This window comes from Mycobacterium sp. NGS18 (assembly GCF_059813185.1).
The window spans coordinates 154,459-180,798 of sequence record NZ_JCALEC010000005.1; the positions used below are offsets into that span (position 1 = coordinate 154,459).

Genomic DNA, 26,340 nt, shown 5'->3' on the forward strand with positions numbered 1-26,340 from the left:
TTTCTGACCGTTTACGACCCTTGGAGACCCCGTTACGACCCTTTGACGACAGCGCGCTCGAGGATCGGCCCAAGGTCCAGGCCCGCGGGAAGCGTACCGAACGCCCCGCCCCACTGCCCGCCGAATCGGGTGGCCAGAAACGCCTCGGCGACGGCCGGGTGACCGTGCCGCACCAGCAGCGCCCCCTGTAGTGCCAGGCAGATGTCCTCGGCGATCTTGCGGGCCCGGTACTGCGCCGCGTCCACGTCGGCGAGGTCGCCCAGCTGCGCCTTGAGGGCAGCGACGTGGGCGTCGAGCCGGACGTCTTGCCCGGCGCTGTCGGCCAGCTCGTCGAAGAGCACCGCCACCGAGTCGGGCTGGGTGGCCAAGGCCCGCAGCGTATCCAGCGCGCTGACGTTGCCCGAACCCTCCCAGATGCCCATCAGCGGCGCCTCCCGGTAGAGGCGCGGCATCAAGGTGTCCTCGATGTAGCCGTTGCCGCCCAGGCATTCCATCGCCTCGGCGGCGTGTGGGGTGGCGCGCTTGCACACCCAGTACTTGGTGGCCGCCAGCCCGATCCGGCGCAGCAGCCCCTCCCGGTCGTCACCCTGGACCGCCTTGTCGGTGGCGCCGGCCATCCGCATGGTCACCATGGTGGCCGCTTCGGCCTCTACCGCCAGGTCGGCCAGCACGTTGCGCATCAGAGGTTGGTCGATCAGGTAGGCGCCGAACGCTTTTCGGTGCTGCGCGTGGTAGATGGCGCGGGCCAGCCCCATCCGCATGCTGGTGGCGCTGCCCAGCGCACAGTCCAGCCGGGTGAGGTTGACCATCTCGATGATGACCGAGACGCCGCGGCCCTCGTCGCCGACCAGCCACGCGGTGGCGCCGTCGTACTCGATCTCACTGGAGGCGTTGGCGTGGTTGCCGAGTTTGTCCTTGAGCCGCTGCAGCCGCATCCGGTTGCGGGTGCCATCCGGCAGCACCCGCGGCAGAAAGAAGCAACTCAGGCCACCGGGCGCCTGGGCCAGCACCAGGAACACGTCGCACATCGGCGCGGAGGTGAACCACTTGTGCCCGGTCAGCGTGTAGCTGCCATCAGCGTTGGGCACCGCCTGGGTGGTGCCGGCGCGCACATCGGAGCCGCCCTGCTTCTCGGTCATCGACATGCCCGCGGTGAGGCCCGCCTTGTCGGCCGGCACTTTCAGCTCGGGGTCATAGACCCGGCTGGTCAACAGCGGCTCGTAGGTTTTCGACAGTTCATCGTTGTAGCGCAGGGCCGGGACGACCGCGTACGTCATCGAGATCGGGCACATGTGGCCCGGTTCGGCGGTCCACACCCCGGTCTGGGCGGCCCGCACCACGTGGGCGCCCGGCCGCGGGTCGGCCCACGGCGCGGCGTGCAGGCCGTGCTCGATCGCTGTGCGCATCAGCTCGTGGTAGGCGGGGTCGTATTCCACTTCGTCGATGCGGTTGCCGACGACGTCGTGGGTGTGCAGGACCGGCCGGTTGCGATCGGCGAGCTCACCCCAGCGCTGGGTCTGCCGTGAGCCGGAGATGGCGCCGAGGCCGGTGACCTCGTCGACGCCCCACTGACCCCCCTCGCGGATCAGCGCCTCGAGGAGAACCGGCGATGAACCGGGGTTGTAGCCCTCCAGCGGAGGGACCTGGTTGGTGACGATATGCGTGTCGGCCATAGCGCAGTATTACAGTTTTCCGACGTACGCACAACGCATGTAACTGCACTTATGTTCGGAACAAAACGGCGGTCACGGCCCGAGGTCGGGAGGTTCCAGGCCGTGACCGCCGCGTCTATGGGCGCCGCGCTAGGGGCAGCTCATTTCCGCCGCAGCCGTTCAGTCATCGAAAACCCTCCCGGCGCAATGGACCTGCAAGCCGCCCTACTCGCGGAGCCATAGGAAATTAATAGCACACCACCAACCGCTTGTCATCTGCTTCACGGGAAAACAGACAGAACGGATTATTGGAGGCCGAATCGGGGAGGTGCGGTCTTCGTCCAGTGGTCAGCCGGTTTGGGTCAGCCGAGGCGCTCTTTCAGGAACGCGATGTCGGCCTTGCGGCCCTCGTCTGCGGTCTCGCAGATGACCGGGGCGCCGGCGGCCTTGACCACGGCGACCAGCAGCTCGGGATCGATCTGGCCGGTACCGAAGTTGGCGTGCCGATCCCGGCCGGAGCCGGCGGCGTCCCGCGAGTCGTTGCAGTGCACCAGGTCGATGCGGCCGGTGATGCCCTTGATCCGCTCCACCGCGTCGGCCAGCTTCTCTCCGGCAGCCCAGGTGTGGCAGGTGTCCAGGCAGAACCCCACCCCGGTGTCGCCGATGTGGTCCCACAGCTTGGCGATGGTGTCGAAACGCCGGGCCATCGCATACTCGCCACCGGCGGTGTTCTCCAGATACACCGGCACCGTCGTCTCCAGCCGGTCCAGCGCCTTGCGCCAGCGGACGAACCCGGCCTCCGGATCGTCGTCGTCGGCGCTGACGTTTCCGCCGTGCACGATCACCGCGGCCGCGCCGATGTCGGCGGCGGCATCGCAGGTCTGCTGCAGGACGGTGCGCGAGGGGATGCGCACCCGGTTGTTCGGCGAGGCCAGATTGATCAGGTAGGGCGCGTGCACATAGATCGGCAGCGCGGCCTGTCGCAGGCGCTCGGCGTCCTCCCGCGGTTTGGGGGGCTTCCAGCTCTGCGGGTTGCCGAGAAAGATCTGCACCGTGTCGGCGCCGTCCGCCTCCGCGGCGGCCAACGGATCAGCAGGGCGCACATGGGAACCGATCAACACGCCGGTGAGCTTAGTTCGGCGACGATCCGGGCGAGGGACGAGCCGGCTGAGGAGCCGGACAATCAGGCTAGTTGCCAGGTGTGGGCCAGTCCCAGGTGTGCACCGGCTGGTTGGTGTGCATGTGTGCGCAGTAGCGCCGCAGCATCTCCGCCAGGGCGTCCGGCCGGCTCATCCCCTGCGCCTGCAACGCCCGCACCGTCGCCACCTGCCAGCTGGCACCGTTGCGCCCGGAGTCGACCCGGCTCTCGATGATGCCCAGGTACCGGTCGGAGACTTCGGCGGCTACCCCCCACTCGTCCAGGCCCTGCCGGGCCATCGGAAGCAGCTCGCGCCGGGTCAGCTCTGGCACGCTGACCTCGCCCAGCTCGGGCCAGTACAGCCGGGCGTCCAGGCCGTGGCGGGCGGCAGCACGGAAGTTGCTGTGGGCGACGGCAAAACGCATCTGGGTCCACAGCGGCCGTCGGTCACGGGCCATCCTGCGCAACAGGCCGTAGTAGAAGACCGCGTTGGCCAGCATGTCGGCAACGGTCGGTCCGGACGGCAGCACCCGGTTCTCCACGCGCAGGTGCGGCCGTCCGTCGACGACGTCATAGACCGGCCGGTTCCACCGGTACACCGTGCCGTTGTGCAGGCGCAGCTCGGCCAGCTGCGGCGTGCGGCCCTGCGCCAGCTCGGCGGCCGGATCCTCCTCGGAGACCTCCGGCAGCAGCGACGGGAAATACCGCACGTTCTCCTCGAACAGATCGAAGATCGAGGTGATCCACCGCTCACCGAACCACACCCGCGGCCGGACGCCCTGGTTCTTCAGCTCGTCGGGGCGGGTGTCGGTGGACTGGGCGAACAGCTCGACCCGGGTCTCCGCCCACAGCCGGTGGCCGAAGAAGTACGGCGAATTGGCGCCCAGGGCCAGCTGCGGGCCGGCCAGTACCTGCGCGGCGTTCCAGTGGTCGGCGAACTGAGCCGGCGACACCTGAAGGTGCAGTTGCATGCTGGTGCACGCCGATTCCGGTGCGATGGTCGCCGCCTGCAGGCTCAGCGGCTCCGGGCCGTCGATGTCGATGGCGAGGTCTTCTCCGCGCGCAGCGAAGATCGAATCGTTGAGCGCCGCATACCTGGCCGACTCGCTCATCCAGTCACCGGTCAGGTGCTCGGGCATCAGCGTGGGCAGAATGCCGATCATCACGATGCGTGCGCCGTCGGCGTGGGCCTTGACCTCCGCGGCATTGAGGCTGGCGCGCACCTCGGCCTCCAGCTCCAGCCCGAGGCGCCCGGGCAGCGGTCGCGGCGGGACGTTGAATTCGATGTTGAAGGCGCCCAACTCGCGCTGATAAGCCGGATCGTCGATCGCGGCGAGCACGTCGGAATTGGCCATCACCGGCCGGTAATCACCGCCGACCAGGTTGGCCTCGATCTCCATGCCGGTCAGCGGCTGGTCGTCACAGTCGAAGCTGGACCGCGCCAGCATCGTCTCGAAGACGTCGAGGCACTGTTGGATCTTGCGCCGGTAGAGCTGACGCTGGGTGCGACTGTAGTCGGTGCGCTTGACCTCGTCCCCCATGCCAACGATGCAACCTGCTCGGCGCGGTGCCCGCAACCCGAGTGCCCGGCCCCCCACCCGCGAGCAGACGCGAAAGCCCCCATTTCGGGGTCCAAATGGGGGCTTTCGCTGGGGGCACCACCCGCTTGCGGGGGACTGCTCGCCGGAAGGGATCACGCGGCCAGGCGCTGATTCAAGTGAGCATTGATACGCGCCACCAGCCGTAGCGGATCTCGGCGAACATCGTTGACCGTCATGGGAACCGAGAGCCAGCCGCACTCCTGTAATCGGGCGATCTTCAAACGGTCATGCAACAACGCTTTGGGGCCCATGTGCCAGTCGATGCTGTCGTACTCTGCCGCCAAACGCGCCTCCGGCCAGGCGAAATCGACACGCCAGCGGTCACCCCAGCGGTCGACGATCTCGTATTGCAACTCAGGCATGGGCATGCCGGCGTCGATGAACACCAGGCGGGCCTCACTCTCCATTTCCGACTCGGCACGCCCATCGATGTAGGTAGCCAATTCGCGGACTTTGACGATCTGCCGACGCCCTTTCTGCTCCGAGATGACCTGGCGCAACTCCGGCGGCGTGCACGCCCCGATGCGCACTGCGGTGTCGAGGGTCGCCAGCGCGCGGGGCCTCCACAATGTTCGCGCCACCTCGATCGCCGTCCACGCCGGCGCGGTGGCGAGTCGTCCCCCTACCGTCCGCAGCGGGGCGCCAAGGCGCTGATGCACCATCACGTCGGGTGTGGGGCGCAGGCGGATGCCGGGGTCCAGGACGTGCAACCGGGGGTCCGCGTCGGTGTCGAAGCCGTACAGGGCTGCTGCGGTGCCTAAGCAGGCGACGATTCGGGTGCCGGTGGCAAGGTCCAGCGCGGCGAGCCGACCGAACACGTCGGGCTGGGCAGCGGCATAGACACCGCGACGCAACCGCACCACCCGGCCCGCCCGCACATGACAGGCCAGGGCTTTGCGGCTGATCACGTCAAGGAGTTGCCCGGTGGTGGCGACACCGCCGTTGGCGGCGAAGATCTCGTCGATCGACATCGCCCGAGGGTGGCGGAGTCGTGGCCGACGGGAAAGTCACCCCTGTGTATAACCGGTCACCCCCGCCCAGCAGACGCGAAAGCCCCCATTTCGGCCTCAAAATGGGGGCTTTCGCGTCTGCTCGCGCAGAAAAACGCTACCGGTAGTCGCTGTAGCCGTAGTCGTCCAGCGGCACCGCGGCACCGGTGGCCGCACCGAAGTCCGGGCTGTAGTACTGATCCTCGTAGGACGGGATCGTGTACGCAGCGGCCCGGGCCTCCTCGGTCGGCTGCACCGCGATGTTGCGGTACCGGTTGATCCCGGTACCGGCCGGGATCAGCTTGCCGATGATCACGTTCTCCTTCAGACCCTGCAGCTTGTCGCTGCGGCAGTTGATCGCCGCATCGGTCAGCACGCGGGTGGTCTCCTGGAACGACGCCGCGGAAAGCCACGAGTCGGTGGCCAGCGACGCCTTGGTGATACCCATCAGCACCGGACGGCCAGCCGCGGGCTCCAGCCCCTCGGCCACCACCCGCCGGTTCGCGGTCTCGAACTCGGCTCGCTCGGTCAGCGAACCGGGCAGGAACTCCGTGGCGCCCGAGTCGATGATGGTCACCCGGCGCAGCATCTGCCGGACGATCACCTCGATGTGCTTGTCGTGGATCGACACACCCTGGGCCCGGTAGACCTGCTGGACCTCGTTGACCAGGTGGATCTGCACCTCACGCGGGCCCTGCACACGCAGCACCTCGTGCGGGTCGGCCGAGCCCTCCATGAGCTGCTGGCCGACCTCGACGTGGTCGCCGTCGGACAGCAACCGCTCCGAGCCGTCCTCGTGCTTGAACACACGCAGCCGCTGACGCTTGGGCAGCTTGTCGTAGACCACTTCCTCGCCACCGTCGTCCGGCACGATGGTGATCTTGTAGAACTTCTCGCCCTCTTCGAGCTGCACCCGTCCGGCGACGTCGGCGATCGGCGCCTTGCCGCGCGGGATCCGCGCCTCGAACAGCTCCTGCACCCGCGGCAGACCACCGGTGATGTCCTCACCGACACCACCCTGGTGGAAGGTACGCATGGTCAGCTGGGTACCGGGCTCACCGATGGACTGGGCCGCGACGATGCCGACGGCCTCGCCGATGTCGACCAGCTTGCCGGTGGCCATCGACCGGCCATAGCAGGTCGCACACACGCCGGTGCCGGTGGCACAGGTCAGCACCGAACGCACCTTCACGCTGGTGATTCCGGCAGCCAGCAGCGCCTCGATCGACGGGTCGCCGAGGTCGTGGCCGCGCTCGATGACGACCTTGCCCTTCGCATCGGCCGCATCGACGGCCAACGTGCGGGCGTAGGCGGAGGTTTCGATGAACGCGTTGCGGATCAACGATCCGTCGGCGGCCACCTCGGCCAACTCCACCATGATCCCGCGCTCGGTGCCGCAGTCGTGCTCGCGCACGATCACGTCCTGCGACACGTCCACCAGACGACGGGTCAGGTAACCCGAGTCGGCGGTACGCAACGCGGTGTCCGCCAAGCCCTTTCGAGCACCGTGGGTGTTGATGAAGTACTCCAGCACCGTCAGGCCCTCACGGAAGGAGGACTTGATCGGCCGCGGGATGAACTCACCCTTGGGGTTGGTCACCAGGCCCTTCATGCCGGCCAGCGTCCGGGTCTGAGTGAAGTTACCCGTGGCACCGGAGTCGACGATGGTGATGATCGGGTTGTCCGACGGGTAGTGGTCACGCAGCGCCTGACCCACTTCCTCGGTGGCTTCCTTCCAGATCTCCACCAGCGCCTCGTTGCGCTCCTCGTGGTTGAGAGCGCCACGCTGGAACTGCTTTTCGACCTTGTCGGCGCGCTCCTCGTAGGAGTCCAGGATCTCCTTCTTGCGCGGCGGCACCAGCACGTCGGCCATCGAGACCGTGACCCCCGAACGGGTGGCCCAGTAGAAGCCGGCGTCCTTGAGCTTGTCCACGGTCTGGGCGACCACGATCATCGGGTAGCGCTCGGCCAGGTCGTTGATGATGACGGCCTGAACCTTCTTGTGCATCTGCTTGTTCACAAACGGATACCCGGTGGGCAGCAGCTCGTTGAACATCACCCGGCCCAGCGTGGTCTCGGCCATCCAGGCGTCGCCCGGCCGCCAGCCGTTGGCGCCGAACAGCTCGGTCTCGACCTCGGCCGGCGGCCGCAGCTGGTCCAGACGCACCTTGATCTTGGCCCGCACGGAAAGCGCACCGCGGTCGACGGCCATGATCGCCTCGGCCGGCGAGGAGTACACGCCGGACTCCGGGCGGTCCTTGGCGGCCGGGACGTATTCGCCTGCGTCACCTTCGATCTCGGTGGTCAGGTAGTACAGGCCGGTCACCATGTCCAGACGCGGCATGGCCAGCGGGCGACCCGAGGCCGGCGACAGGATGTTGTTGCTCGACAGCATCAGGATGCGGGCCTCGGCCTGCGCCTCGGCGCTCAGCGGCAGGTGCACCGCCATCTGGTCGCCGTCGAAGTCGGCGTTGAAGGCCTCACACACCAGCGGGTGCAGCTGGATGGCCTTGCCCTCCACCAGCTGCGGCTCGAAGGCCTGGATACCCAGGCGGTGCAGCGTGGGTGCCCGGTTGAGCAGCACCGGGTGCTCGGCGATGACCTCTTCGAGGACGTCCCACACCTGCGGGCGCTGCCGCTCCACCATCCGCTTGGCGCTCTTGATGTTCTGCGCGTGGTTCAGGTCGACCAGTCGCTTCATCACGAACGGCTTGAACAGCTCGAGTGCCATCAGCTTGGGCAGACCGCACTGGTGCAGCTTGAGCTGCGGACCGACCACGATGACCGAACGGCCCGAGTAGTCGACACGCTTGCCGAGCAGGTTCTGCCGGAACCGGCCCTGCTTGCCCTTGAGCAGATCGGAAAGCGACTTCAGCGGACGGTTGCCCGGGCCGGTGACCGGCCGGCCGCGACGGCCGTTGTCGAACAGCGCGTCGACGGACTCCTGCAGCATCCGCTTCTCGTTGTTGACGATGATCTCGGGCGCCCCGAGGTCGATCAGTCGCTTCAACCGGTTGTTGCGGTTGATGACCCGGCGGTACAGGTCGTTGAGGTCGGACGTGGCGAACCGGCCACCGTCGAGCTGCACCATCGGGCGCAGCTCCGGCGGGATCACCGGCACCGCGTCGAGCACCATGCCCATCGGGGAGTTGCCCGACTGCTGGAAGGCCGCCACCACCTTCAAACGCTTCAGGGCGCGAAGCTTCTTCTGCCCCTTGCCGTTCTTGATGGTGTCGCGCAGCGACTCGGCCTCGGCGTCGATGTCGAAGGTCTCGATCAGCTTCTGAATCGACTCGGCACCCATCGCACCGGTGAAGTACTCGCCGTAGCGGTCGACCAGCTCGCGGTAGACGGTCTCGTCGACGATCAGCTGCTTGGGAGCCAGCTTGACGAAGGTGTCCCAGATGTTGTCGAGCCGGTCCAGCTCACGCTGGGCCCGGTCGCGCAGCTGGCGCATCTCGCGCTCGCCGCCATCGCGAACCTTGCGCCGCACATCGGCTTTCGCACCCTCGGCCTCCAGCTCGGCCAGGTCGGCCTCCAGCTTCTGGGCGCGGGCCTCCAGGTCCGCGTCGCGCTGGTCCTCGACGCCCTTCTTCTCGACGACCATCTCGGCTTCCAGCGTGGACAGCTCGTTGTGGCGCATCTCGGTGTCGACCGCGGTGATGACGTAGGCCGCGAAGTAGATGATCTTCTCGAGGTCCTTGGGCGCCAGGTCGAGCAGGTAGCCCAACCGGGACGGCACGCCCTTGAAGTACCAGATGTGGGTGACCGGGGCGGCCAGTTCGATGTGGCCCATCCGCTCACGACGCACCTTGGCGCGAGTCACCTCGACGCCACAGCGCTCACAGATGATGCCCTTGAAGCGCACGCGCTTGTACTTGCCGCAGTAGCACTCCCAGTCGCGAGTCGGTCCGAAGATCTTCTCGCAGAACAGGCCGTCCTTCTCGGGCTTGAGCGTGCGGTAGTTGATCGTTTCCGGCTTCTTGACCTCACCGTAGGACCATTGCCGGATGTCCTCCGCGGTCGCCAGGCCGATGCGGAGCTCATCGAAGAAGTTGACGTCGAGCACGTAACTCCCTTTCCCCTTGCGGGTTTAGTAGCTAATAACTAAGCGAGGTCTTCCACCGAGGCGGATTCGTTGCGGGACAGGTTGATTCCCAGGTTGGCGGCTGCCCGCTCCAGGTCCTCGTCCTCGCCTTCGCGCAATTCGATCGCCGCGCCGTCCTTCGCCAGCACCTCGACGTTGAGGCACAGCGACTGCAGCTCTTTGAGCAGCACCTTGAACGACTCCGGGATACCCGGCTCGGGGATGTTCTCGCCCTTGACGATCGCCTCGTAGACCTTGACGCGGCCCACGGTGTCGTCGGACTTGATCGTCAGCAACTCCTGCAGCGTGTAGGCCGCACCGTAGGCCTGCATGGCCCAGCACTCCATCTCACCGAACCGCTGGCCACCGAACTGCGCCTTACCGCCCAGCGGCTGCTGGGTGATCATCGAGTACGGGCCGGTGGAGCGGGCGTGGATCTTGTCGTCCACCAGGTGGTGCAGCTTCATGATGTACATGTAGCCGACGGTCACCGGGTACGGGAACGGCTCACCGGAGCGGCCGTCGAACAGCCTCGCCTTGCCGTCGGCGTTGACCATGACCTCGCCGTCGCGGTTGGCCAGCGTCGAGGACAACAGACCCTGCAGCTCGTTCTCCTGCGCGCCGTCGAACACCGGGGTGGCGGTGCGGGTGTCCGGGCTGGCCGTGTACAGCTCCTCGGGGAGCTTGTCGGCCCAGTCCGGCACACCGGCAGCCACATCGATGTTCCAGCCGGTCTTGGCGATCCAGCCCAGGTGGGTCTCCAGGATCTGGCCGATGTTCATCCGTCGCGGCACACCGTGGGTGTTCAAGATGATGTCGACCGGGGTGCCGTCCGGCAGGAACGGCATGTCCTCGGCCGGCAGGATCTTGCCGATGACGCCCTTGTTGCCGTGGCGGCCGGCCAGCTTGTCACCGTCGGAGATCTTGCGCTTCTGCGCGACGTAGACGCGCACCAGCTCGTTGACCCCGGCGGGCAGCTCGTCGTCGTCCTCGCGGGAGAACACCCGGATGCCGATGACCTTGCCGGACTCGCCGTGCGGCACCTTCAGCGAGGTGTCGCGGACTTCACGGGCCTTCTCACCGAAGATCGCGCGCAGCAGCCGCTCCTCGGGCGTCAGCTCGGTCTCACCCTTGGGAGTGACCTTGCCGACCAGGATGTCGCCGTCGCGGACCTCGGCGCCGATGCGGACGATGCCGCGCTCGTCGAGGTCTGCCAGCACCTCATCGGAGACGTTGGGGATGTCCCGGGTGATCTCCTCGGCGCCCAGCTTGGTGTCGCGGGCGTCGATCTCGTGCTCCTCGATGTGAATCGAGGTCAGCGTGTCCTCCTCGACCAGCCTGTTGGACAGGATGATCGCGTCCTCGTAGTTGTGCCCCTCCCACGGCATGATCGCCACGAGCAGGTTCTTGCCCAGGGCCATCTCGCCGTTGTCGGTGCACGGGCCGTCCGCGATCACCTGGCCGACCTCAACCCGCTGGCCGGCGTCGACGATCGGACGCTGGTTGGCGCAGGTGCCGTGGTTGGACCGGTTGAACTTGCGCATCCGGTAGGTCTGCCGGGTGCCGTCATCGGCCATCACCGTGATGTAGTCGGCCGAGACCTCCTCGATGACGCCGGTCTTGTCGGCGACGATCACGTCACCGGCGTCGATCGCGGCGCGCAGCTCCATGCCGGTGCCCACCAGCGGCGCCTCGCTGCGCACCAGCGGAACCGCCTGACGCTGCATGTTGGCGCCCATCAGGGCACGGTTGGCGTCGTCGTGCTCGAGGAACGGAATCATGGCCGTGGCCACCGACACCATCTGGCGCGGCGAGACGTCCATGTAGTCGACCTCGGCCGACGACACGTACTCGACCTCGCCGCCCTTGCGGCGCACCAGAACTCGTTCCTCGGCGAACCGGCCGTCGTCCTCCAGCGGCGAGTTGGCCTGCGCCACGACGTGGCGGTCCTCCTCGTCGGCGGTCAGGTAGTGGATCTCGTCGCTGACGACACCGTCGACCACCTTGCGGTAGGGCGTCTCGATGAAGCCGAACGGGTTCACCCGCGCGTACACCGACAGCGACCCGATCAGACCGATGTTCGGGCCTTCCGGGGTCTCGATCGGACACATCCGGCCGTAGTGGCTCGGGTGCACGTCACGAACTTCCAGGCCGGCGCGCTCACGGGACAGACCACCGGGCCCCAGCGCCGACAGCCGGCGCTTGTGGGTCAGACCCGACAGCGGGTTGTTCTGGTCCATGAACTGGGAGAGCTGGCTGGTGCCGAAGAACTCCTTGATCGCGGCGACCACCGGGCGGATGTTGATCAGGGTCTGCGGCGTGATGGCCTCGACGTCCTGGGTGGTCATCCGCTCCCGGACCACGCGCTCCATCCGGGACAGCCCGACCCGGATCTGGTTCTGGATCAGCTCACCCACGGTGCGCAGCCGGCGGTTGCCGAAGTGGTCGATGTCGTCGACCTCGACGGGCACCTCGACGCCGCCGGGCACCGTCATGGTGCCCTGCTGGCCGTCCTGAGCGGCCTGGTGCAGCCGCACCAGGTACTCGATGGTGGCCACGATGTCCTCTTCGGTCAGCGTGGTGGGCGACGACTCGACGTCGGCGGGTGCGGCCGGCAGGCCCAGCTTCTTGTTGATCTTGTAGCGACCCACCCGGGCCAGGTCGTAGCGCTTCTCCTTGAAGAACAGGTTCTCCAGCAGGGTCTGCGCGGACTCCTTGGTGGGGGGCTCGCCCGGCCGCAGCTTGCGGTAGATGTCCAGCAACGCCTCGTCGGAGTTGGCGGCGTTGTCCTTCTCCAGCGTCGACATCATGATGTCGGAGAAGCCGAACCGCTCCCGGATCTGCTCGCTGGTCCAACCCAGCGCCTTGAGCAGCACGGTAACCGGCTGGCGGCGCTTGCGGTCGATACGAACGCCGACCAGGTCGCGCTTGTCGACGTCGAACTCCAGCCAGGCACCGCGGCCCGGGATCACCTTGACCGAGTGCAGCGTCTTCTCGGTGGACTTGTCGATGCTGGCGTCGAAGTACACGCCGGGCGAGCGCACCAACTGGGAGACGACGACACGCTCGGTGCCGTTGATGATGAAGGTGCCCTTCTCGGTCATCATCGGGAAGTCACCCATGAACACCGTCTGGCTCTTGATCTCACCGGTGTTGTTGTTGATGAACTCCGCGGTGACGAACAGCGGCGCGGCGTAGGTCATGTCCTTGTCGCGGCACTCCTCGACCGGCGCCTTGACCTCGTCGAACCGCGGGTCGGAGAACGACAGCGACATCGAGCCGGAGAAGTCCTCGATCGGCGAGAGTTCCTCGAGCACGTCTTCGAGGCCGCCCTTGGGCGTCGCGCCGGTCAGCTTGGCCACCTTTTCGCGCCATTCCGGAGCACCGATCAGCCACTGGAAGGAGTCGGTCTGCACGTCGAGCAGACCCGGAACCTCGAGCGGCTCGCGCAGCTTGGCGAAGGAGATCCGGTTGGGAGCTCCGGGCACGGAACTATTGGGGGAATTTTGGGTGGTAGTACCTGAAGCGTTCTTCTTGCTCTGGCGGGAGACTGCCAAGATGCATCCTTCCAGCACCTAATGCGGCCAGCGGGTCCCGGTTCTCACCAGACCCCGTTCGCTGCGGATATCGACCGTTGGTTCGGCTGGCGGACGCTCTGTCCGGTCTCACGCACAGCCAAACCACGACGTCACAAGCCCTAAACGAGCCAACGAACGCGACTCGGGCTGGTGCTGCGGGTTCGGGTGCGGGTAAGGGTGGGCAGGAGGAAGCCAGCGCAACGTCCAACAATAGCGCAGGCTGACGCAAACCTCAACCGCCGCGTCCCGGGACCCTATCGGTGCTGGCTGGCCTCCGCCGGAGCCCCGAGCACAAATGCTGGTGACCAGATTGGACCGTTTAGGTCCGTCCGTCAAGAGCTGACACGGTGCGGGTCGGCAGCCAGGGCCTCCGCCCTACTGGGTCCGGATCGACGCGGTGGGGGCCTCGTCGTCGGCCGGGTAGTCGCGCACCCCGTACTTGTGGGTGCCTTCGAGGTCGTCGCGGATGGCCGCCTGGGCGTTGGGGGGCAGGGTGTGCAGGATCTCGCGCACCCGGGCCTGACGGCGGGCCACCGCCTGACGCTCGGGCATACCGGGGCTGGCGACGATCTGCGGCGGCACCCCTTCGACGTCGTCGACGCCCCCGTCGGCGTGCCCGGCGTCGATCGCGGCCTGCTCGGCGGCCGCGGTCGCCTGGTCCTTCTCCTCCGACATGCCGATCGGGCCGATCCGGCGGCCGTTGAGGAACTGCTTGACCGCCGGCTCCTCACTGGTCAGCAGCACCTCACGCGGACCGAACATCACCAACTTCTTGCGGTAGAGCATCCCGATGTTGTCCGGCACGGTACGCACCACGTTGATGTTGTGCGTCACGATCAAGATGGTGGCGTCGATCTGGGCGTTGATGTCGATCAGCAACTGGCTCAGATACGCGGTGCGGACCGGGTCCAGACCCGAGTCCGGCTCGTCGACCAGAATGATCTTCGGGTCCAGCACCAGCGCGCGGGCCAGGCCGGCGCGCTTGCGCATACCACCGGAGATCTCACCGGGGAACTTGTAGCCGTCGTTGGGCATACCGACCAGGTCGAGCTTCTCCATGACGATGTCACGGATCTCGCTCTCGGACTTCTTGGTGTGCTCACGCAGTGGGAAGGCGGTGTTGTCGTAGATGTTCATCGACCCGAACAGCGCGCCGTCCTGGAACAGCACCCCGAACAGCGTGCGGATCTCGTAGAGCTCCTTGGCCGAGCACTGCAGGATGTCGGTGCCGTCGATCACGATGGAACCGCGCTCGGGCCGCAACAGCCCGATCAGCGACTTCAGGAAGACCGACTTGCCGGTACCCGAGGGCCCCAGCATGACGCTGACCTCTCCCTCCGGGATCGTCAATGAGACGTCTTCCCAGATCCGGGCTGATCCGAAGGACTTGGTCAAGCCCTCTACCTCGATGGCGACACCCATTAGTGAGGTCCTTCCGCAACTCTCGTCGTGCCACGTCTGCGCGTGTGGCTTGGGCCACTGTAGCGCACCGGTGCGCCCCGCAACGGCGGTCCGCCTCAGTGCGCCGATGTCCAGTTTCCGTGGAAGCCCATCGGCACCCGTTGCGGCAGGTGAACGGTGGCAACCGTCTCACAGCTGGCGGCGCCGAACATCAACTGCGGGTCGAGCGGCGCCGTGATGCTCGATCCGCTTTTTGTAGTCGTGCTTGTAACGGGCGCGTGGACAGGTCGGCCCGGGTGGCGCCGTCCCTGGCCGCGGTGGGCAGCCCGACCTGAATAGCGCAGACCCCCGGGAGCCTGGCGGCTTCCGGGGGTCTGGGCGGAAAAAACTACTTGAGGGTGACCGTCGCGCCGGCAGCCTCGAGCTTGGCCTTGGCCTCCTCGGCGGCCTCCTTGGCGACCTTCTCCAGCAGCGGCTTGGGAGCGCCGTCGACCAGGTCCTTGGCCTCCTTGAGGCCCAGGCCCGAGACGACCTCGCGGACCACCTTGATCACGCCGATCTTCTTCTCGCCGGCCGACTCCAGGATGACGTCGAACTCGGACTGCTCCTCGGCGGCCTCGGCGGCGGCCGGGGCGGCACCGCCGGCGGCGGCCACGGCGACCGGAGCCGCAGCGGTGACGTCGAAGGTCTCCTCGAACTGCTTCACGAACTCCGACAGCTCCAGCAGGGTCATCTCTTTGAAGACGTCAAGCAGCTCTTCGGTGGAAATTTTGGCCATGGTTTCGGTCCTTTCTGATTCCGGTTAGGAAGTTGGGTTGGTTTGTGTCTGGTTATTCGGTGGCGTCGGCCGCAGCTTCGGCGGTCTCGGCCGTAGCCTCGGCGGCAGGAGCCTCGGCCTCGGCGGGAGCCTCGGCGGCAGGAGCCGCAGCTGCCTCGGCGGGCTTCTTCTCCTGCAGCGCCGCTGCCAGGCGAGCCATCTGCGACGCCGGAGCGGCGAACAGTCCGGCAGCCTTGGACAGGTTGGCCTTCATGGCACCGGCCATCTTGGCCAGCAGCACCTCGCGCGACTCCAGGTCGGCGATGCGCTCTACCTCGGCGACGGTCAGCGCGCGACCGTCCATGTAGCCGCCCTTGATGACCAGCGCCTTGTGGTCCTTGGCGAACTTCTTGATGGCCTTGGCCGCGTCGACCGGCTCACCCTGGACGAACGCGATCGCCGTCGGGCCCGCGAAGAGCTCGTCGAGCCCCTCCACGCCGGCCTCGGCCGCGGCCAGTTTGACCAGGGTGTTCTTCGCCACCGCGTAGGTTGCCGAGCCGCCGAGCGAACGCCGCAGCTCCGCCAGGTTCGCAACCGTCAGACCGCGGTACTCGGTGATCACGGTGGCGGTCGAGCCGTTGAACTGCTCGACGATGTCCGCGACGGCGGCGGTCTTGTCAGCCCGCGCCATGCATACCTCCTCGGTGTCGCTGTCGTTGTCTCACGTTGTTCCACCCGGGAAATAACGAACGCCCCGACGCAGGATGCGGTCGGGGCGTCACAATGTGTGCCGGCGGAGCCGGTGCCTCGTCCTCCTGCGTGGGCCGCCGGGATGTTCCCGGACCTTCAACCGATTGCTCGGTGACCGACGGTCTTCGGTGGATCGCCACACACCATAGCGTGATGGGGGCCGATCAGCCAAAACGGACCCGGGCTCAGGCGTTCAGTGCGCCGGTCACCAGCACGACGAACAGCGCCGCCAGGATCGCCACCCGCAACCAGTGCAGCCGGTCCCAGCGCGCCACGAGCCGGGTGGACACCTCGCCGGCCGCGATGCGGTTGTTGATCGGCACCAAAACTGCCACCGACAGCAGCACGGCGACAGCCATCAGGCCCACCCCGGTACCGACCAGCCGGCGCTGCGAGTCCGCGACGACGGCGACCGCCACCAGCAATGCAAACGCGGCGAAATACCAGAACGGCATCAGCCGTCCCAGCATCCGGGCGCCGTCCGCGCGGGCGGCCCGGCGCGCGTCGTCGGGCAGCCGCCCCAGAATCGGGTTGAGGAACGCCGCCACCGCGAACTCCGCACCCACCAGGATTCCGGTCACCGATATCGCAAGAATCTCCACAATCTGCTTCACGACAGACGACTGTGATAGCTATGCTGACAAAAAACAAGGTACTGACAAATTGGTCAGCGTCAGGAGAGCTGGTGGCGGCATCAAAAAAAGTTGTCAGTGACTGCCCGATCGACGCCGCACTGTCGGTCGTCAACGGCCGCTGGAAAGGCACCATCCTGTGGCGGCTGACCGACGGGCCGATGCGCACCGCCGAGCTTCGGCGCAGCATCCCGGGCATCACCGAACGGATGCTCATCCGACATCTGCACGAACTCGTCGCCGACGGGATCATCGACCGCCACGACGCCGGCACCGTGCCGCCCTGTGTGCACTATTCGATCTCTGAGTACGGGCAGACGTTGGCCCCGGTGCTGGCCCAGCTGTGCGAGTGGGGCCGCGTCCACCTTTCGCGCTGACTCGACGCCCAGAGCGGGCACCGTCCACGGGCCCGTTAGCCAACCAATCGCTTGCTAGGCTCCTGTGATGAGCGACACCATCCCCACCCTCGTCTGGGGCACCGGGAACGTCGGACGGCTGGCCATCCGCGCCGTCGACGCCCACCCCGCACTCGAACTCGCCCACGTCATCGTCCACGACCCGGCCAAGGTGGGCCGCGACGCGGGCGACCTCGGTGGACTCGGCCGCACGGTCGGCGTCGCTGCCACCGACGACGTCGAAGCCGCCCTCGCCGCGGGCCCGCGCGCCGTCGTCTACGCCGCCTCCGGCGACATCCGCCCCGACGACGCCCTCGCCGACGTCTGCCGCGCGATCTGCGCCGGTGCCGCCGTCGTCACACCGTCCCTCTATCCCCTGTACGACCACCGAAGCGCCCCGCCCGAAGTGCGCGAACCCGTCGAGAAGGCCATCGCCGACGGCGGCGGATCGTTGTTCGTGTCCGGCATCGACCCCGGCTGGGGCAACGACATCCTGCCGCTGCTCGTCAGCGGGCTCGCCGCCCGTGTCGACGGGATCCGCTGCCAGGAGATCTTCGACTACACGACCTACGACCAGCCGGATTCCGTCCGCCACCTCGTCGGCATGGGGCACCCGCTCGACTACCAGCCGCCGATGCTGATGGCGACCGTCCCGTCGATGGTGTGGGGTGGGCAGGTCCGGCTGATCGCCCGCGCGCTGGGCGTCGAGTTGGACGACGTACGCGAGCACGTCGAACGCCGCACCCTCGACGCCACCGTCACGACCGCCGCGATGGGCGACTTCGAGGCGGGCACCCAGGGCGCCGTGCGGTTCGAGGTCCAGGGCATCGTCGACGGCGAGGCCCGCATCGTGATCGAACACGTCACCCGCATTGACCCGTCCTGCGCGCCCGACTGGCCGCAGCCACCGGCCGGCGAAGACGGCGCCCACCGCGTGATCATCGAAGGCAGCCCCCGGATAGAGGTGACCGTCGAGGCCACCGAGAACGGCAACCGCTCCGAGGGCGGCAACGCCACCGCGGTGGGCCGCATCGTCGGCGCCCTCGACTGGCTTGTCGCCGCCGACCCCGGCCTGTACGACGCTCTCGACGTCCCGCTGCGCTGGATCCCCGGCCGAACCTTCGGAGGCACGAAGTGAACATCGACATCCCCGAGGGCCAGGACGCCATCGAGTACGTCTGGGGCGCCCTGGTCCCCGGGATCGGCCCGGCGGCGGCGAACTTCTCCCTGGCTGTCTATGCCCATTCGACGCTGGGCCTGCGCGAGTTCGAGGCCGCGCGACTGCGCATCGCCCAGTTGAACGGCTGCCTGTTCTGCCAGGACTGGAGAACAGAACGCGACGGCGTCAAGGTGGAAGAGGAGTTCGCCGAAGCAGTAGAGCACTGGCGCACGACAGACCGCCTGGACGACAGAGCACGCCTGGCAGCGGAGTACGCGGAACGCTACGTCCTGGACCATCACGGCTTGGACGACGAGTTCTGGACCCGCTTCCAGGCCCACTACGACCAGCGTGAGGCCGTGGAACTGACGATGTCCCTGGGGGCCTGGCTGGCCTTCGGCCGATTGAACAGGGTCTTCGGCCTGGACGCGATCTGCGCCCTTCCCAGCCACGCCACAACGCAGACCGCCTAAGCAGAGTCAGACCAGGGTAGCCAGCGCGGCCGCCCCCACCAGGCCGGCGTCGCCGCCGAGTTCGGCGGGCACGACCTTCAGCCCAGTCAGGAAGTCCAGCCGGGCGTGCTCGGACAACGCCGCACGCAGCGGATCGAACAGCAGCGCACCGGATTTCGCGACTCCCCCGCCGATCACCACCAGGTCCAGGTCGCAGACCGCGGCCACCGAGGCGATCATCGCCGCCAGCGCATCGGTGCCGCGCCGGAATGCGCGCCGCGCCACCGGGTCACCGGCCTCGGCGGCCGCAGCGAGCGCCTTGGCGTCGGCCTCGGCGGTCTCCGGCGTCCAGCCGTTGGCCAGCGCCCAACGCACCATCGCCGGGCCGGAGGAGATGGTCTCCACACAGCCTCGGCCGCCGCAGCGGCACGGTTCGCCATCGGCGTCGACGACGACGTGCCCGACGTGCCCGGCGTTGCCGGTCCGGCCGTGAAAGGGCGCTCCGTCGAGCACGAGACCTCCGCCCACCCCGGTCGAGACCACCATGCCCAGCATCGATCGCGTCCCGCGCCCGGCCCCGTACCGGTGTTCGCCCAGCGCCATGCAGACGCCGTCGCCGCCCAACCGGACCGGCACTCCGGGCACCGCGGCGGCCACCCGGTCACGCAGGGCGAACCCGCGCCAGCCGGGGATGTTGATCGGGTTGACGGTCCCGGCGTTGACGTCGACCGGGCCGGCCGAGCCGATCCCGACCGCGCCGACCCGCCCGCCGGCTTTCGCCAGGACGTCGCCGAGCAGCTCGGCCACCACCGCCCACACCACCTCAGGGCCCTGGTCACCGCGGGTGGGCCGGGTGGCGGTGTAGCGCAGGGTTCCGTCGGCGCCGATGAGGCCGGCGGCGATCTTGGTGCCGCCGACGTCCAGCGCGAGGGTCGGGCCGCTCATCGGTCGACGCCGATCGGCTCGGCGGCCGCCACCGTCATCCGCACCGCCGGTGTGTACACCAGCCCGCCGGCCCCGCCGACCCGGACCAGCGCCCACCAGGTGCCGGGCCGCGCCCACACCGGTGGGCTCAGGGTGAACTCGACGTCGACGCTGCCGCGGGCCGGGACCAGCGCGCCGACCGCGGCGGGCCCGGCCCACTCCCAGGTCCCCCAGGGCGTGATCAGGTGCGCCTCCACGGCCAGGTCGGCGTGGGCGTCGGTGCCGACGATGACGCTCAGGCGCGCGGTTCGCCCGGCGGTCACCTCGATGTCGGACACGCCATCGACGTAGAGCAGCCGGTCGGGTCCCGGGTCCCCGACGCGGACCACCGCCACGTCTTCGACCGGTTGCCGCCAAGCCCGTGGCACGTCGCCGGTGAGGTCGAGCCGGGCGCGGATCGGGTAGAGCCCCGGCGGGGCAGCGGCCGGCACCGCCACCGCCACCGGGGTGCGGGTGTGCCGGCCCGGCTGCAGCCGCACCGGGTGCTCGCCGGGCGTGGCCGTCCAGCCGAGCGGGCACTGCCACGTCACCGCGCCGGCCAGTGTCGCGTCGACGCTGTCGCTGGCCACGCTGAGCTCGAAGGTGAGCTGCTCACCCGGATCCGCGTCCAGCCGGTGCGGATGCAGCGCCGGGATCGCCGGCAGACCACCCAGGGGCGCCGGCCCGCGATTGTGCAGCCAGTAGCGGGCGTACAGCGGCTGGGCGGCTTCCTGCTCGGCCGCCAGGCGAGCGCGGGCGGCACCCACGCATTCGAGGTCCAGCCGGGCGGTGACGGTGGCGATCTCGTAGCCGTGCAACAGGTTCGGGTCCGGGTGTTCCCGCGGCTGTTCCAGCAGATCGGCGCGGCCCAGCACGCTCACCGGGCCCAGGTCGCTGTGCAGCGTGACGGCGGCGCCGGCTCCGTGGGTCTCCACCAGGCGCAGCGTGACGGTGTTCGGGTCGACGGGCGCGGCGCTGCCCCGCGCTGTCGGGTTGCCGGCCGCCTTGAGCGCCTCCAGGCCGACACCGGCGGCCGGCTCGACGCGCAGCAGCGAGCCACTCGCCGGCAGTGTGCCGTCGCCGCCGGCCACCGGAACGGCCCGCAACGGGTCGGCGAATTCCGCGCTGCGCAAAGGGAATTCGGCCTGGCGCCAGTCGCCGTCGCCGGCCACCAGCGCGTAGTCGAAGGTGTGCGTCCAGTGCATCAGCTGGAAGGCGCTGCCGTCGGGCGCGGTGCGGCGCGGGCCGTCGGTCCAGGCCGCCGACGGCCAGCTGGTGCAGGACCGCATCAGCGCGGTGTGCAACGTGCCGGCGGAGTCGACGGCGAAGCTGGGGACACCGCGGTTGATCAGGGCGACGCTGCGCGCCTCGAACGGCTCCAGGTCAGCCGGGGTCTGCTGTTGCACGCTGATCTCGGCATCCGCCAGCTCCTCAGCCAGCCGGGCGATCTCGGCCACCAAGCCGTCTTCGCGGGCGGCGATCACCAGCACCGGCAGGGCGCGCGGGCCGGTCAGGTCGGCACCGGGCACCCAGACCTCGGTGAGGGGTTTCTCCGCCGGCACCCACACCCGGGCCCGGCCCTGCTCGGAGAGCTGCCGCTGCAGCTCGTCGGTGTAGGCCGGATCCGCGGCGTCCAGCACGGCCCGGGTGAAGGTGTTGCGGTCCGGCCCGCCCAGCGCGATGCGGCAATCCGGCAGGTTGGAGTCGACGGCGAGGTTGCCGTACCGGGGGCCGTCGGCCTGCGAACAGGTGGCGGTGACGCCGGCGCGCACCAGCGCGACCATCAACTCCCGCGGCGCCTCGAGTCCGTCGCAGCTGACGACTTCGGCCACCGACATCGCGCGGCTGCTGCTCCCGACGTTGATCCGGGCCGTGGCCGACAGCCCGAACCAGCGGTGGGCGGGGGTGTCGAGGGTGCGTGGGTACTGCGCGGTGTCCACCGAGCGTCCACTGGGCTCGTGCAGCAGACCGAAGCCGCGGCCGATGACGGCGTCGGCCACCTCGGCGACCGGTAGCGCGCCGGGCACCGGGCAGGGCCAGCGCAGCCGCAGCAGATGGTCGGCGCCGGTGAACTCGTCGACGGTGGTGCAGCAGTCGACCCGGTCCACGCCATGCCACAGCGTCAGCGTCTGGGTGTAGGCCAGCACGCCGCGGATCCGCCCCGAGACCACCAGCCGCTCCCCCAGCGGCCCGCGGTAGGCCTGCACGCTCACCTCGGTGGCAACCGCCGAGGTGAAGAGGTTGCCGCTGGGCACCAGATGCCAAGGGCCCTCACCGGATCGGGGGTGCTTGGGGTATTCGTCGTAGACGGCGAGCTGGTTGCCCAGGCCGCCTTCAGAGATCATTTCGCGGATCGCGCTCCCGCCCAGGCACAGCCACGAGGTGATGCCACCGCCGCGGTCCGGGTCGGCGCTCAGCCGGTGGTGCTCGTTGCCGATCGCGGTGCCCGGTAGCGGCTGCCAGCCCCGCGCCTCGTCGGCGGGAACCAGCCGGTAGGCCCGCCAGCCCAGCGAGGGCACTCGGGCCAGCCAGCTGACCGTGGTGCCGCCGTGTTCGACGTGGGCCGGCGATTCGATGCCCTCGCTGTCGACCACGCGTGCCCCCGCGGGCAGCGGTGTCTCCAGGTGCACGGTGACCAGATCGGTCCGGTCGGCGGCCACCGGGTTCCACACCACGGCTCCTTCGTCACCAGTCACCAAGCCCGAGAGCTCCGCCAGCGCGTCGTCGCGGGCGTCGACACCGAGCTGCCAGGCGTCGCGCCAGCCGGTCAGCAGATCCAGGTAGACCTGGTCGGCCTCCGAGCCGGTGATGGCGTCGTGGTGGGCGCCGTAGGACAGTTGCGCCCACGCCTTGGCCAGCGCCGCCTCCGGGTAGTCCGCCCCGGTCAGCGCCGCGGCGAACACCGCGAAGCGCTCCGCACCCAGGATCGCCCGTTCGGCGGCCCGGTTGGCCTGCTTGGTGTCGATGTAGGAGACGTGGCAGCCGGTGTAGATCGGGTTCATGTCGCGGGTCTGCGGCGACGGCGCCTCGTTGCGCTCCTGGAGTTCGGCGCGCACCGCGGCGAAGAACTCGCGTGGCAGGGCGCACACGAATTTCGGCCAGGTGTAGCGGGCGTTCCAGTCCCGGTGGATTTCGGTGATCCACCGGTTGGGCGGGGTGAAGTCGGTGCCCACCGGCAGCAGCACGTTGCGGGTGGCGGCGACCTTCTTCAGCTCGGTGAACAGCCCGTAGACCTCGTCCTCGGCGTCGGCCAGCGACTCACTCGCGTCCATCCACCAGCCGCCGGCGTAGTGCGCGGGCATGTAGTGCGTCAGCAGGCCGCGCCCCGACGGCGCGATCCATTCGAACTCGGATGCGAACTGCATGCGGCGCGGATCGCCGCCGCCCTCCATCGGACCCCACTGGTGGAACGGTCCGCGCGCCCACGCGCTGGAGCTCAGCCCGGCGTCGGCCACCAGTCCGGGAAACTGCGGGTCGTGGCCGAACACGTCGAGCTGCCAGGCCGTGCCGGGATCGGCACCCATGATGTCGCGCTGAAAACCGATGCCCGCCACCAGGTTCCGGATCGTCGTCTCGGCGTCGATGAGGTTGGTCGACGGTTCGTTGTAGGTGCCGCCCATCACCTCGACTCGGCCTTGGGCGATCAGCCGGCGCAGCTCGGCGCGGTCGGCCGGGTGGGTGTCCCAGTACGGCTTGAGGTAGTCGACTTCGGCCAGAACGAATTTGTACTCGGGGTGGTCTCGGGCCCAGTCCAGATGGCTGCGCACCAGGTTGACGCCGTTGGTCTGCCGGCACGCGCCCAGCGGGTTCTCGGTCCACACGCTGGTGTAGTTGGCCTGGGTGTTCCACCACACCGGGTCGTAGTGGAACTGCCCGACCATGAACATCGTCCAGCCGGGTTCGGCCACGGTGAACGTGAAATTCCGGCCGTTGACGCGCGCGGCCCGCTGCTGGCCGGGCATCGCGCCGTCGACGGTCACCGGCACCTCGACGACGCCGCTTCCCGGCTGCGCGACGGCCTGCCCGGCCAGACCGTCTCCCTCGATGCGCATCGGTGTCGGCGCCTCGGCGTCGCGGTAGCCCACCCGGACCAGCTGCAGCGGGGCGTCGGCCGGCCCGACGAACTTCCCGGTCGCTTCGGCGTCGAGGATCCGCATGACACAAACCTACGGACGCGCGCCTGCCGGGCGGAGCCTTTCGGCGGCCGGCTGTGTTCGGCGTGCGTGGGAATTGTCCGACCGGACTGGCAGGCTCGGGTCATGCCCGTCTGGAGTGACTTGCTGGCCGACCAACTCGACTGGCACTGGCAAAACCAGCTGCGCCCGCGGCTGGACGGCCTCACCGACGACGAGTACCTGTGGGAGCCGGTGGCCGGCTGCTGGTCTGTACGCCGCGACGGCATCGACTTTGGCGTCCCGGTGCCCGAGCCGGCGCCGTTCACCACCATCGCCTGGCGAATGGCGCACGTGATCGTCGGCGTGTTCGCCGTCCGCAACCACCACCACTTCGGCGGGCCGCCGGCCGATTACCAGACCTGGCCGTACGCGCTCGACGCCGCCACCGCACTGCGCCAGCTCGACGACGCCTATGCAGACTGGATCGCCGGGGTGCGTGGCCTCGATGAGTCCGAGTTGGCCCGGCCCATCGGCGCGGCCGAGGGGCCGTGGGCCGAGCGCACCATGGCGGAGCTGGTCTTGCATATCCACCGCGAAGCCATCCATCACGGAGCCGAAATCGCCTGCCTGCGCGATCTGTACGCGCACCGACTCGATCGAAAGGACTGACCATGCCCGGACTCGCCCCACCGGTGACCGACGAACGCCACGCGCTGCGCGAATTTGTGGCCTACCACCAAAGCGCCTACTTCGCGGTGGCCTACGGCCTGACCGATGAACAGGCCCGGGCCACCCCGACCGCTAGCGCCCTGTCGATCGGTGCGTTGATCAAACACGCCACCGGTCTGCAACACACCTGGATGTCCCGCGTCGCCGCCGCCCCGGCCGCACCGCCCGCGGACAGCCGGCCGGGCGAGGAGAGGGCCCGCGAATATCAGGACCAGTACGTACTGCGCCAGGACGAGACCCTGGCCGGGGCGCTGGAAGCGTTTGCTGCGCAAAACGCCGAGACGTTACACCTGTTGGAGTCCACCGACCTCGACGCCGCGGTGCCGGTGCCGCGCGACGCACCGTGGTTCCCCACCGACGTCGACGCGTGGACGGTGCGCTGGGTGTTCCACCACGTGATCAACGAGCTCGCCCGGCATGCCGGGCACGCCGACATCATCCGGGAAAGCATCGACGGCGCCACCATGTACGAACTGATCGCCGGGTTCGAGGGCGCCGAACCGACCGCATGGCTGACCCCCTGGCGGCCGGGCGCCAAGGCGTAAGACGGTGCGCTGGCGGAGAACTTCCGCCGCTGATTTGGCAGACTGCAGCAATGAGTTCGACCCCGCCTCGCCAGGTGGTCCGGCTCGACCGGGTGCCGTTGCCGGTCGAGGCCGCCCGCATCGGCGCGACCGGCTGGCAGCTCACTCGCGCCGTCACCCGGGTCTTCACCGGACTGCTCAAGCCCGGCCCGATCCAGCAGAAGGTGATCCGGGAGCTGCCGCAGACCTTCGCCGACCTGGGACCCACGTACGTCAAGTTCGGTCAGATCATCGCCTCGAGCCCCGGCGCGTTCGGCGAACCGTTGTCGCGGGAATTCCGCGGATTGCTGGACTCCGTACCGCCGGCCGACCCCGCCGCGGTGCACCAACTGTTCGTCGAGGAACTGGGCGCCGAACCGGCCGAGCTGTTCGCGCAGTTCGACGAGACCCCGGTCGCGTCGGCGTCCATCGCCCAGGTCCACTTCGCCACCCTGCACAGCGGCGAGGACGTCGTCGTCAAGATCCAGCGCCCGGGCATCCGCCGCCGGGTCGCCGCCGACCTGCAGATCCTCAAACGGTTCGCGCAGCTGGTCGAGCTGGCCAAGCTGGGCCGCCGACTGTCCGCCCAGGACGTCGTCGCCGACTTCTCCGACAACCTCGCCGAGGAACTGGACTTCCGCATCGAGGCACAGTCCATGCAGACCTGGGTGTCGCACCTGCACGCCTCACCGCTGGGCAAGAACATCAAAGTGCCCGACGTGCACTGGGACTTCACCAGCGAGCGGGTGCTGACGATGGAGCGGGTGTCGGGCATCCGCATTGACGACGCGCCCGCGATCCGCAAGGCCGGCTTCGACGGCGTGGAGCTGGTCAAGGCGCTGCTGTTCTCCACTTTCGAGGGCGGACTGCGGCACGGGTTGTTCCACGGCGACCTGCACGCGGGCAACCTGCTGGTCGACGACCAGGGCCGGGTGGTGTTCCTGGACTTCGGGATCATGGGCCGCATCGACCCGCGCACCCGCTGGCTGCTGCGTGAGCTGGTGTATGCGCTGCTGGTCAAGAAGGACCACGCCGCGGCCGGCAAGATCGTGGTGCTGATGGGCGCGGTCGGCACGATCAAACCCGAGGGCCAGGCCGCCCGGGATCTGGAGGCGTTCGCCACCCCGTTGACGATGAAGTCGCTGGGCGACATGTCGTATGCCGAGATCGGCAAGCAACTCGGCGCGCTGGCCGACGCCTACGACGTCAAGTTGCCGCGCGAGCTGGTGCTGATCGGCAAGCAGTTCCTGTACGTGGAGCGTTACATGAAGCTGCTGGCGCCGCGCTGGCAGATGATGTCGGACCCGCAGCTGACCGGCTACTTCGCCAACTTCATGGTCGACGTCAGCCGAGAGCACAAAGACGCACCGGAGGTATAG

The 26,340-nt window shown here is 68.5% G+C and carries 18 protein-coding genes and 1 pseudogene; 6 read left to right on the forward strand and 13 right to left on the reverse strand.

Annotation, left to right across the window (positions count from 1 at the left end; translation table 11 throughout):
- Positions 1 to 32: 32 nt before the first annotated feature.
- From AC5Y31_RS12025 to AC5Y31_RS12075, 11 genes and pseudogenes are all read right to left on the reverse strand, one after another.
- Positions 33 to 1,673 carry an acyl-CoA dehydrogenase family protein gene (locus tag AC5Y31_RS12025; protein WP_065025327.1) on the reverse strand — a complete coding sequence of 547 codons (1,641 nt, stop codon included), beginning with the start codon at positions 1,671 to 1,673 and terminating at the stop codon, positions 33 to 35.
- A 341-nt stretch (positions 1,674 to 2,014) separates the two neighbouring features.
- Positions 2,015 to 2,773 carry a deoxyribonuclease IV gene (locus AC5Y31_RS12030; RefSeq protein WP_499980554.1) on the reverse strand — a complete coding sequence of 253 codons (759 nt, stop codon included), beginning with the start codon at positions 2,771 to 2,773 and terminating at the stop codon, positions 2,015 to 2,017.
- Positions 2,774 to 2,840: 67 nt separating this feature from the next.
- A complete protein-coding gene (locus tag AC5Y31_RS12035; RefSeq protein ID WP_499980556.1) occupies positions 2,841 to 4,331 on the reverse strand; it encodes a glutamate-cysteine ligase family protein in 1,491 nt (496 codons plus the stop codon).
- A 152-nt stretch (positions 4,332 to 4,483) separates the two neighbouring features.
- Positions 4,484 to 5,362, reverse strand: a complete 879-nt coding sequence (locus AC5Y31_RS12040) for a type IV toxin-antitoxin system AbiEi family antitoxin domain-containing protein (RefSeq protein ID WP_301631447.1) — start codon at positions 5,360 to 5,362, stop codon at positions 4,484 to 4,486.
- A 136-nt stretch (positions 5,363 to 5,498) separates the two neighbouring features.
- Positions 5,499 to 9,449, reverse strand: coding sequence for a DNA-directed RNA polymerase subunit beta' (locus AC5Y31_RS12045; protein WP_301631449.1), 3,951 nt, complete (start codon positions 9,447 to 9,449; stop codon positions 5,499 to 5,501).
- 38 nt (positions 9,450 to 9,487) lie between these two features.
- The gene (gene rpoB, locus AC5Y31_RS12050) at positions 9,488 to 13,024 is read right to left on the reverse strand and encodes a DNA-directed RNA polymerase subunit beta (RefSeq protein ID WP_301631450.1); all 3,537 of its coding nucleotides are present in this window, start codon (positions 13,022 to 13,024) and stop codon (positions 9,488 to 9,490) included.
- A 396-nt stretch (positions 13,025 to 13,420) separates the two neighbouring features.
- A complete protein-coding gene (locus tag AC5Y31_RS12055; RefSeq protein ID WP_065025321.1) occupies positions 13,421 to 14,467 on the reverse strand; it encodes an ABC transporter ATP-binding protein in 1,047 nt (348 codons plus the stop codon).
- 95 nt (positions 14,468 to 14,562) lie between these two features.
- A pseudogene (locus AC5Y31_RS12060) lies at positions 14,563 to 14,640 on the reverse strand (carotenoid oxygenase family protein); the annotation flags it as partial.
- A 194-nt stretch (positions 14,641 to 14,834) separates the two neighbouring features.
- Positions 14,835 to 15,224 (reverse strand): 50S ribosomal protein L7/L12, encoded by a 390-nt coding sequence (rplL, locus tag AC5Y31_RS12065; protein WP_064855594.1) that lies wholly within the window; start codon positions 15,222 to 15,224, stop codon positions 14,835 to 14,837.
- Positions 15,225 to 15,276: 52 nt separating this feature from the next.
- Complete coding sequence (gene rplJ, locus AC5Y31_RS12070) at positions 15,277 to 15,894, reverse strand: 50S ribosomal protein L10 (RefSeq protein WP_499980558.1); 618 nt, start codon at positions 15,892 to 15,894, stop codon at positions 15,277 to 15,279.
- 244 nt (positions 15,895 to 16,138) lie between these two features.
- On the reverse strand, positions 16,139 to 16,567 hold the full coding sequence (locus AC5Y31_RS12075) for an anthrone oxygenase family protein (protein WP_499980559.1): 429 nt from the start codon (positions 16,565 to 16,567) through the stop codon (positions 16,139 to 16,141).
- A gap of 71 nt (positions 16,568 to 16,638) precedes the next feature.
- On the opposite strand from AC5Y31_RS12075, the gene AC5Y31_RS12080 reads away from it, so the two are divergent.
- The 3 genes from AC5Y31_RS12080 to AC5Y31_RS12090 all read left to right on the forward strand — a co-directional run bounded on the left by AC5Y31_RS12080 (position 16,639) and on the right by AC5Y31_RS12090 (position 18,612).
- On the forward strand, positions 16,639 to 16,962 hold the full coding sequence (locus tag AC5Y31_RS12080; RefSeq protein WP_301631457.1) for a winged helix-turn-helix transcriptional regulator: 324 nt from the start codon (positions 16,639 to 16,641) through the stop codon (positions 16,960 to 16,962).
- A 67-nt stretch (positions 16,963 to 17,029) separates the two neighbouring features.
- Positions 17,030 to 18,118 carry an NAD(P)H-dependent amine dehydrogenase family protein gene (locus AC5Y31_RS12085; RefSeq protein ID WP_499980561.1) on the forward strand — a complete coding sequence of 363 codons (1,089 nt, stop codon included), beginning with the start codon at positions 17,030 to 17,032 and terminating at the stop codon, positions 18,116 to 18,118.
- Complete coding sequence (locus AC5Y31_RS12090; RefSeq protein WP_065025316.1) at positions 18,115 to 18,612, forward strand: carboxymuconolactone decarboxylase family protein; 498 nt, start codon at positions 18,115 to 18,117, stop codon at positions 18,610 to 18,612. The genes AC5Y31_RS12085 and AC5Y31_RS12090 overlap by 4 nt, the downstream gene beginning before the upstream one ends.
- Positions 18,613 to 18,618: 6 nt before the next feature.
- Here the strand turns inward: AC5Y31_RS12090 and AC5Y31_RS12095 are convergent, their stop codons facing one another.
- Positions 18,619 to 19,536, reverse strand: a complete 918-nt coding sequence (locus tag AC5Y31_RS12095; RefSeq protein ID WP_499980562.1) for an ROK family protein — start codon at positions 19,534 to 19,536, stop codon at positions 18,619 to 18,621.
- Positions 19,533 to 23,711: a glycoside hydrolase family 38 N-terminal domain-containing protein gene (locus AC5Y31_RS12100; protein ID WP_499980564.1), complete on the reverse strand. Its 4,179-nt coding sequence runs from the start codon at positions 23,709 to 23,711 to the stop codon at positions 19,533 to 19,535. Before AC5Y31_RS12100 ends, AC5Y31_RS12095 begins: the two co-directional genes overlap by 4 nt.
- Before the next feature lie 102 nt (positions 23,712 to 23,813).
- Here AC5Y31_RS12100 and AC5Y31_RS12105 point away from each other — a divergent pair, with 102 nt between their 5' ends.
- Genes AC5Y31_RS12105 through AC5Y31_RS12115 form a run of 3 tightly spaced genes read left to right on the forward strand, consistent with a single transcriptional unit; the run spans position 23,814 to position 26,340 of the window.
- The gene (locus AC5Y31_RS12105; protein WP_499980565.1) at positions 23,814 to 24,338 is read left to right on the forward strand and encodes a DinB family protein; all 525 of its coding nucleotides are present in this window, start codon (positions 23,814 to 23,816) and stop codon (positions 24,336 to 24,338) included.
- 2 nt (positions 24,339 to 24,340) lie between these two features.
- A complete protein-coding gene (locus tag AC5Y31_RS12110; RefSeq protein WP_301631464.1) occupies positions 24,341 to 24,943 on the forward strand; it encodes a DinB family protein in 603 nt (200 codons plus the stop codon).
- 50 nt (positions 24,944 to 24,993) lie between these two features.
- Entirely contained in the window at positions 24,994 to 26,340 is a 1,347-nt protein-coding gene (locus AC5Y31_RS12115) for an ABC1 kinase family protein (RefSeq protein WP_499980566.1), read from the forward strand.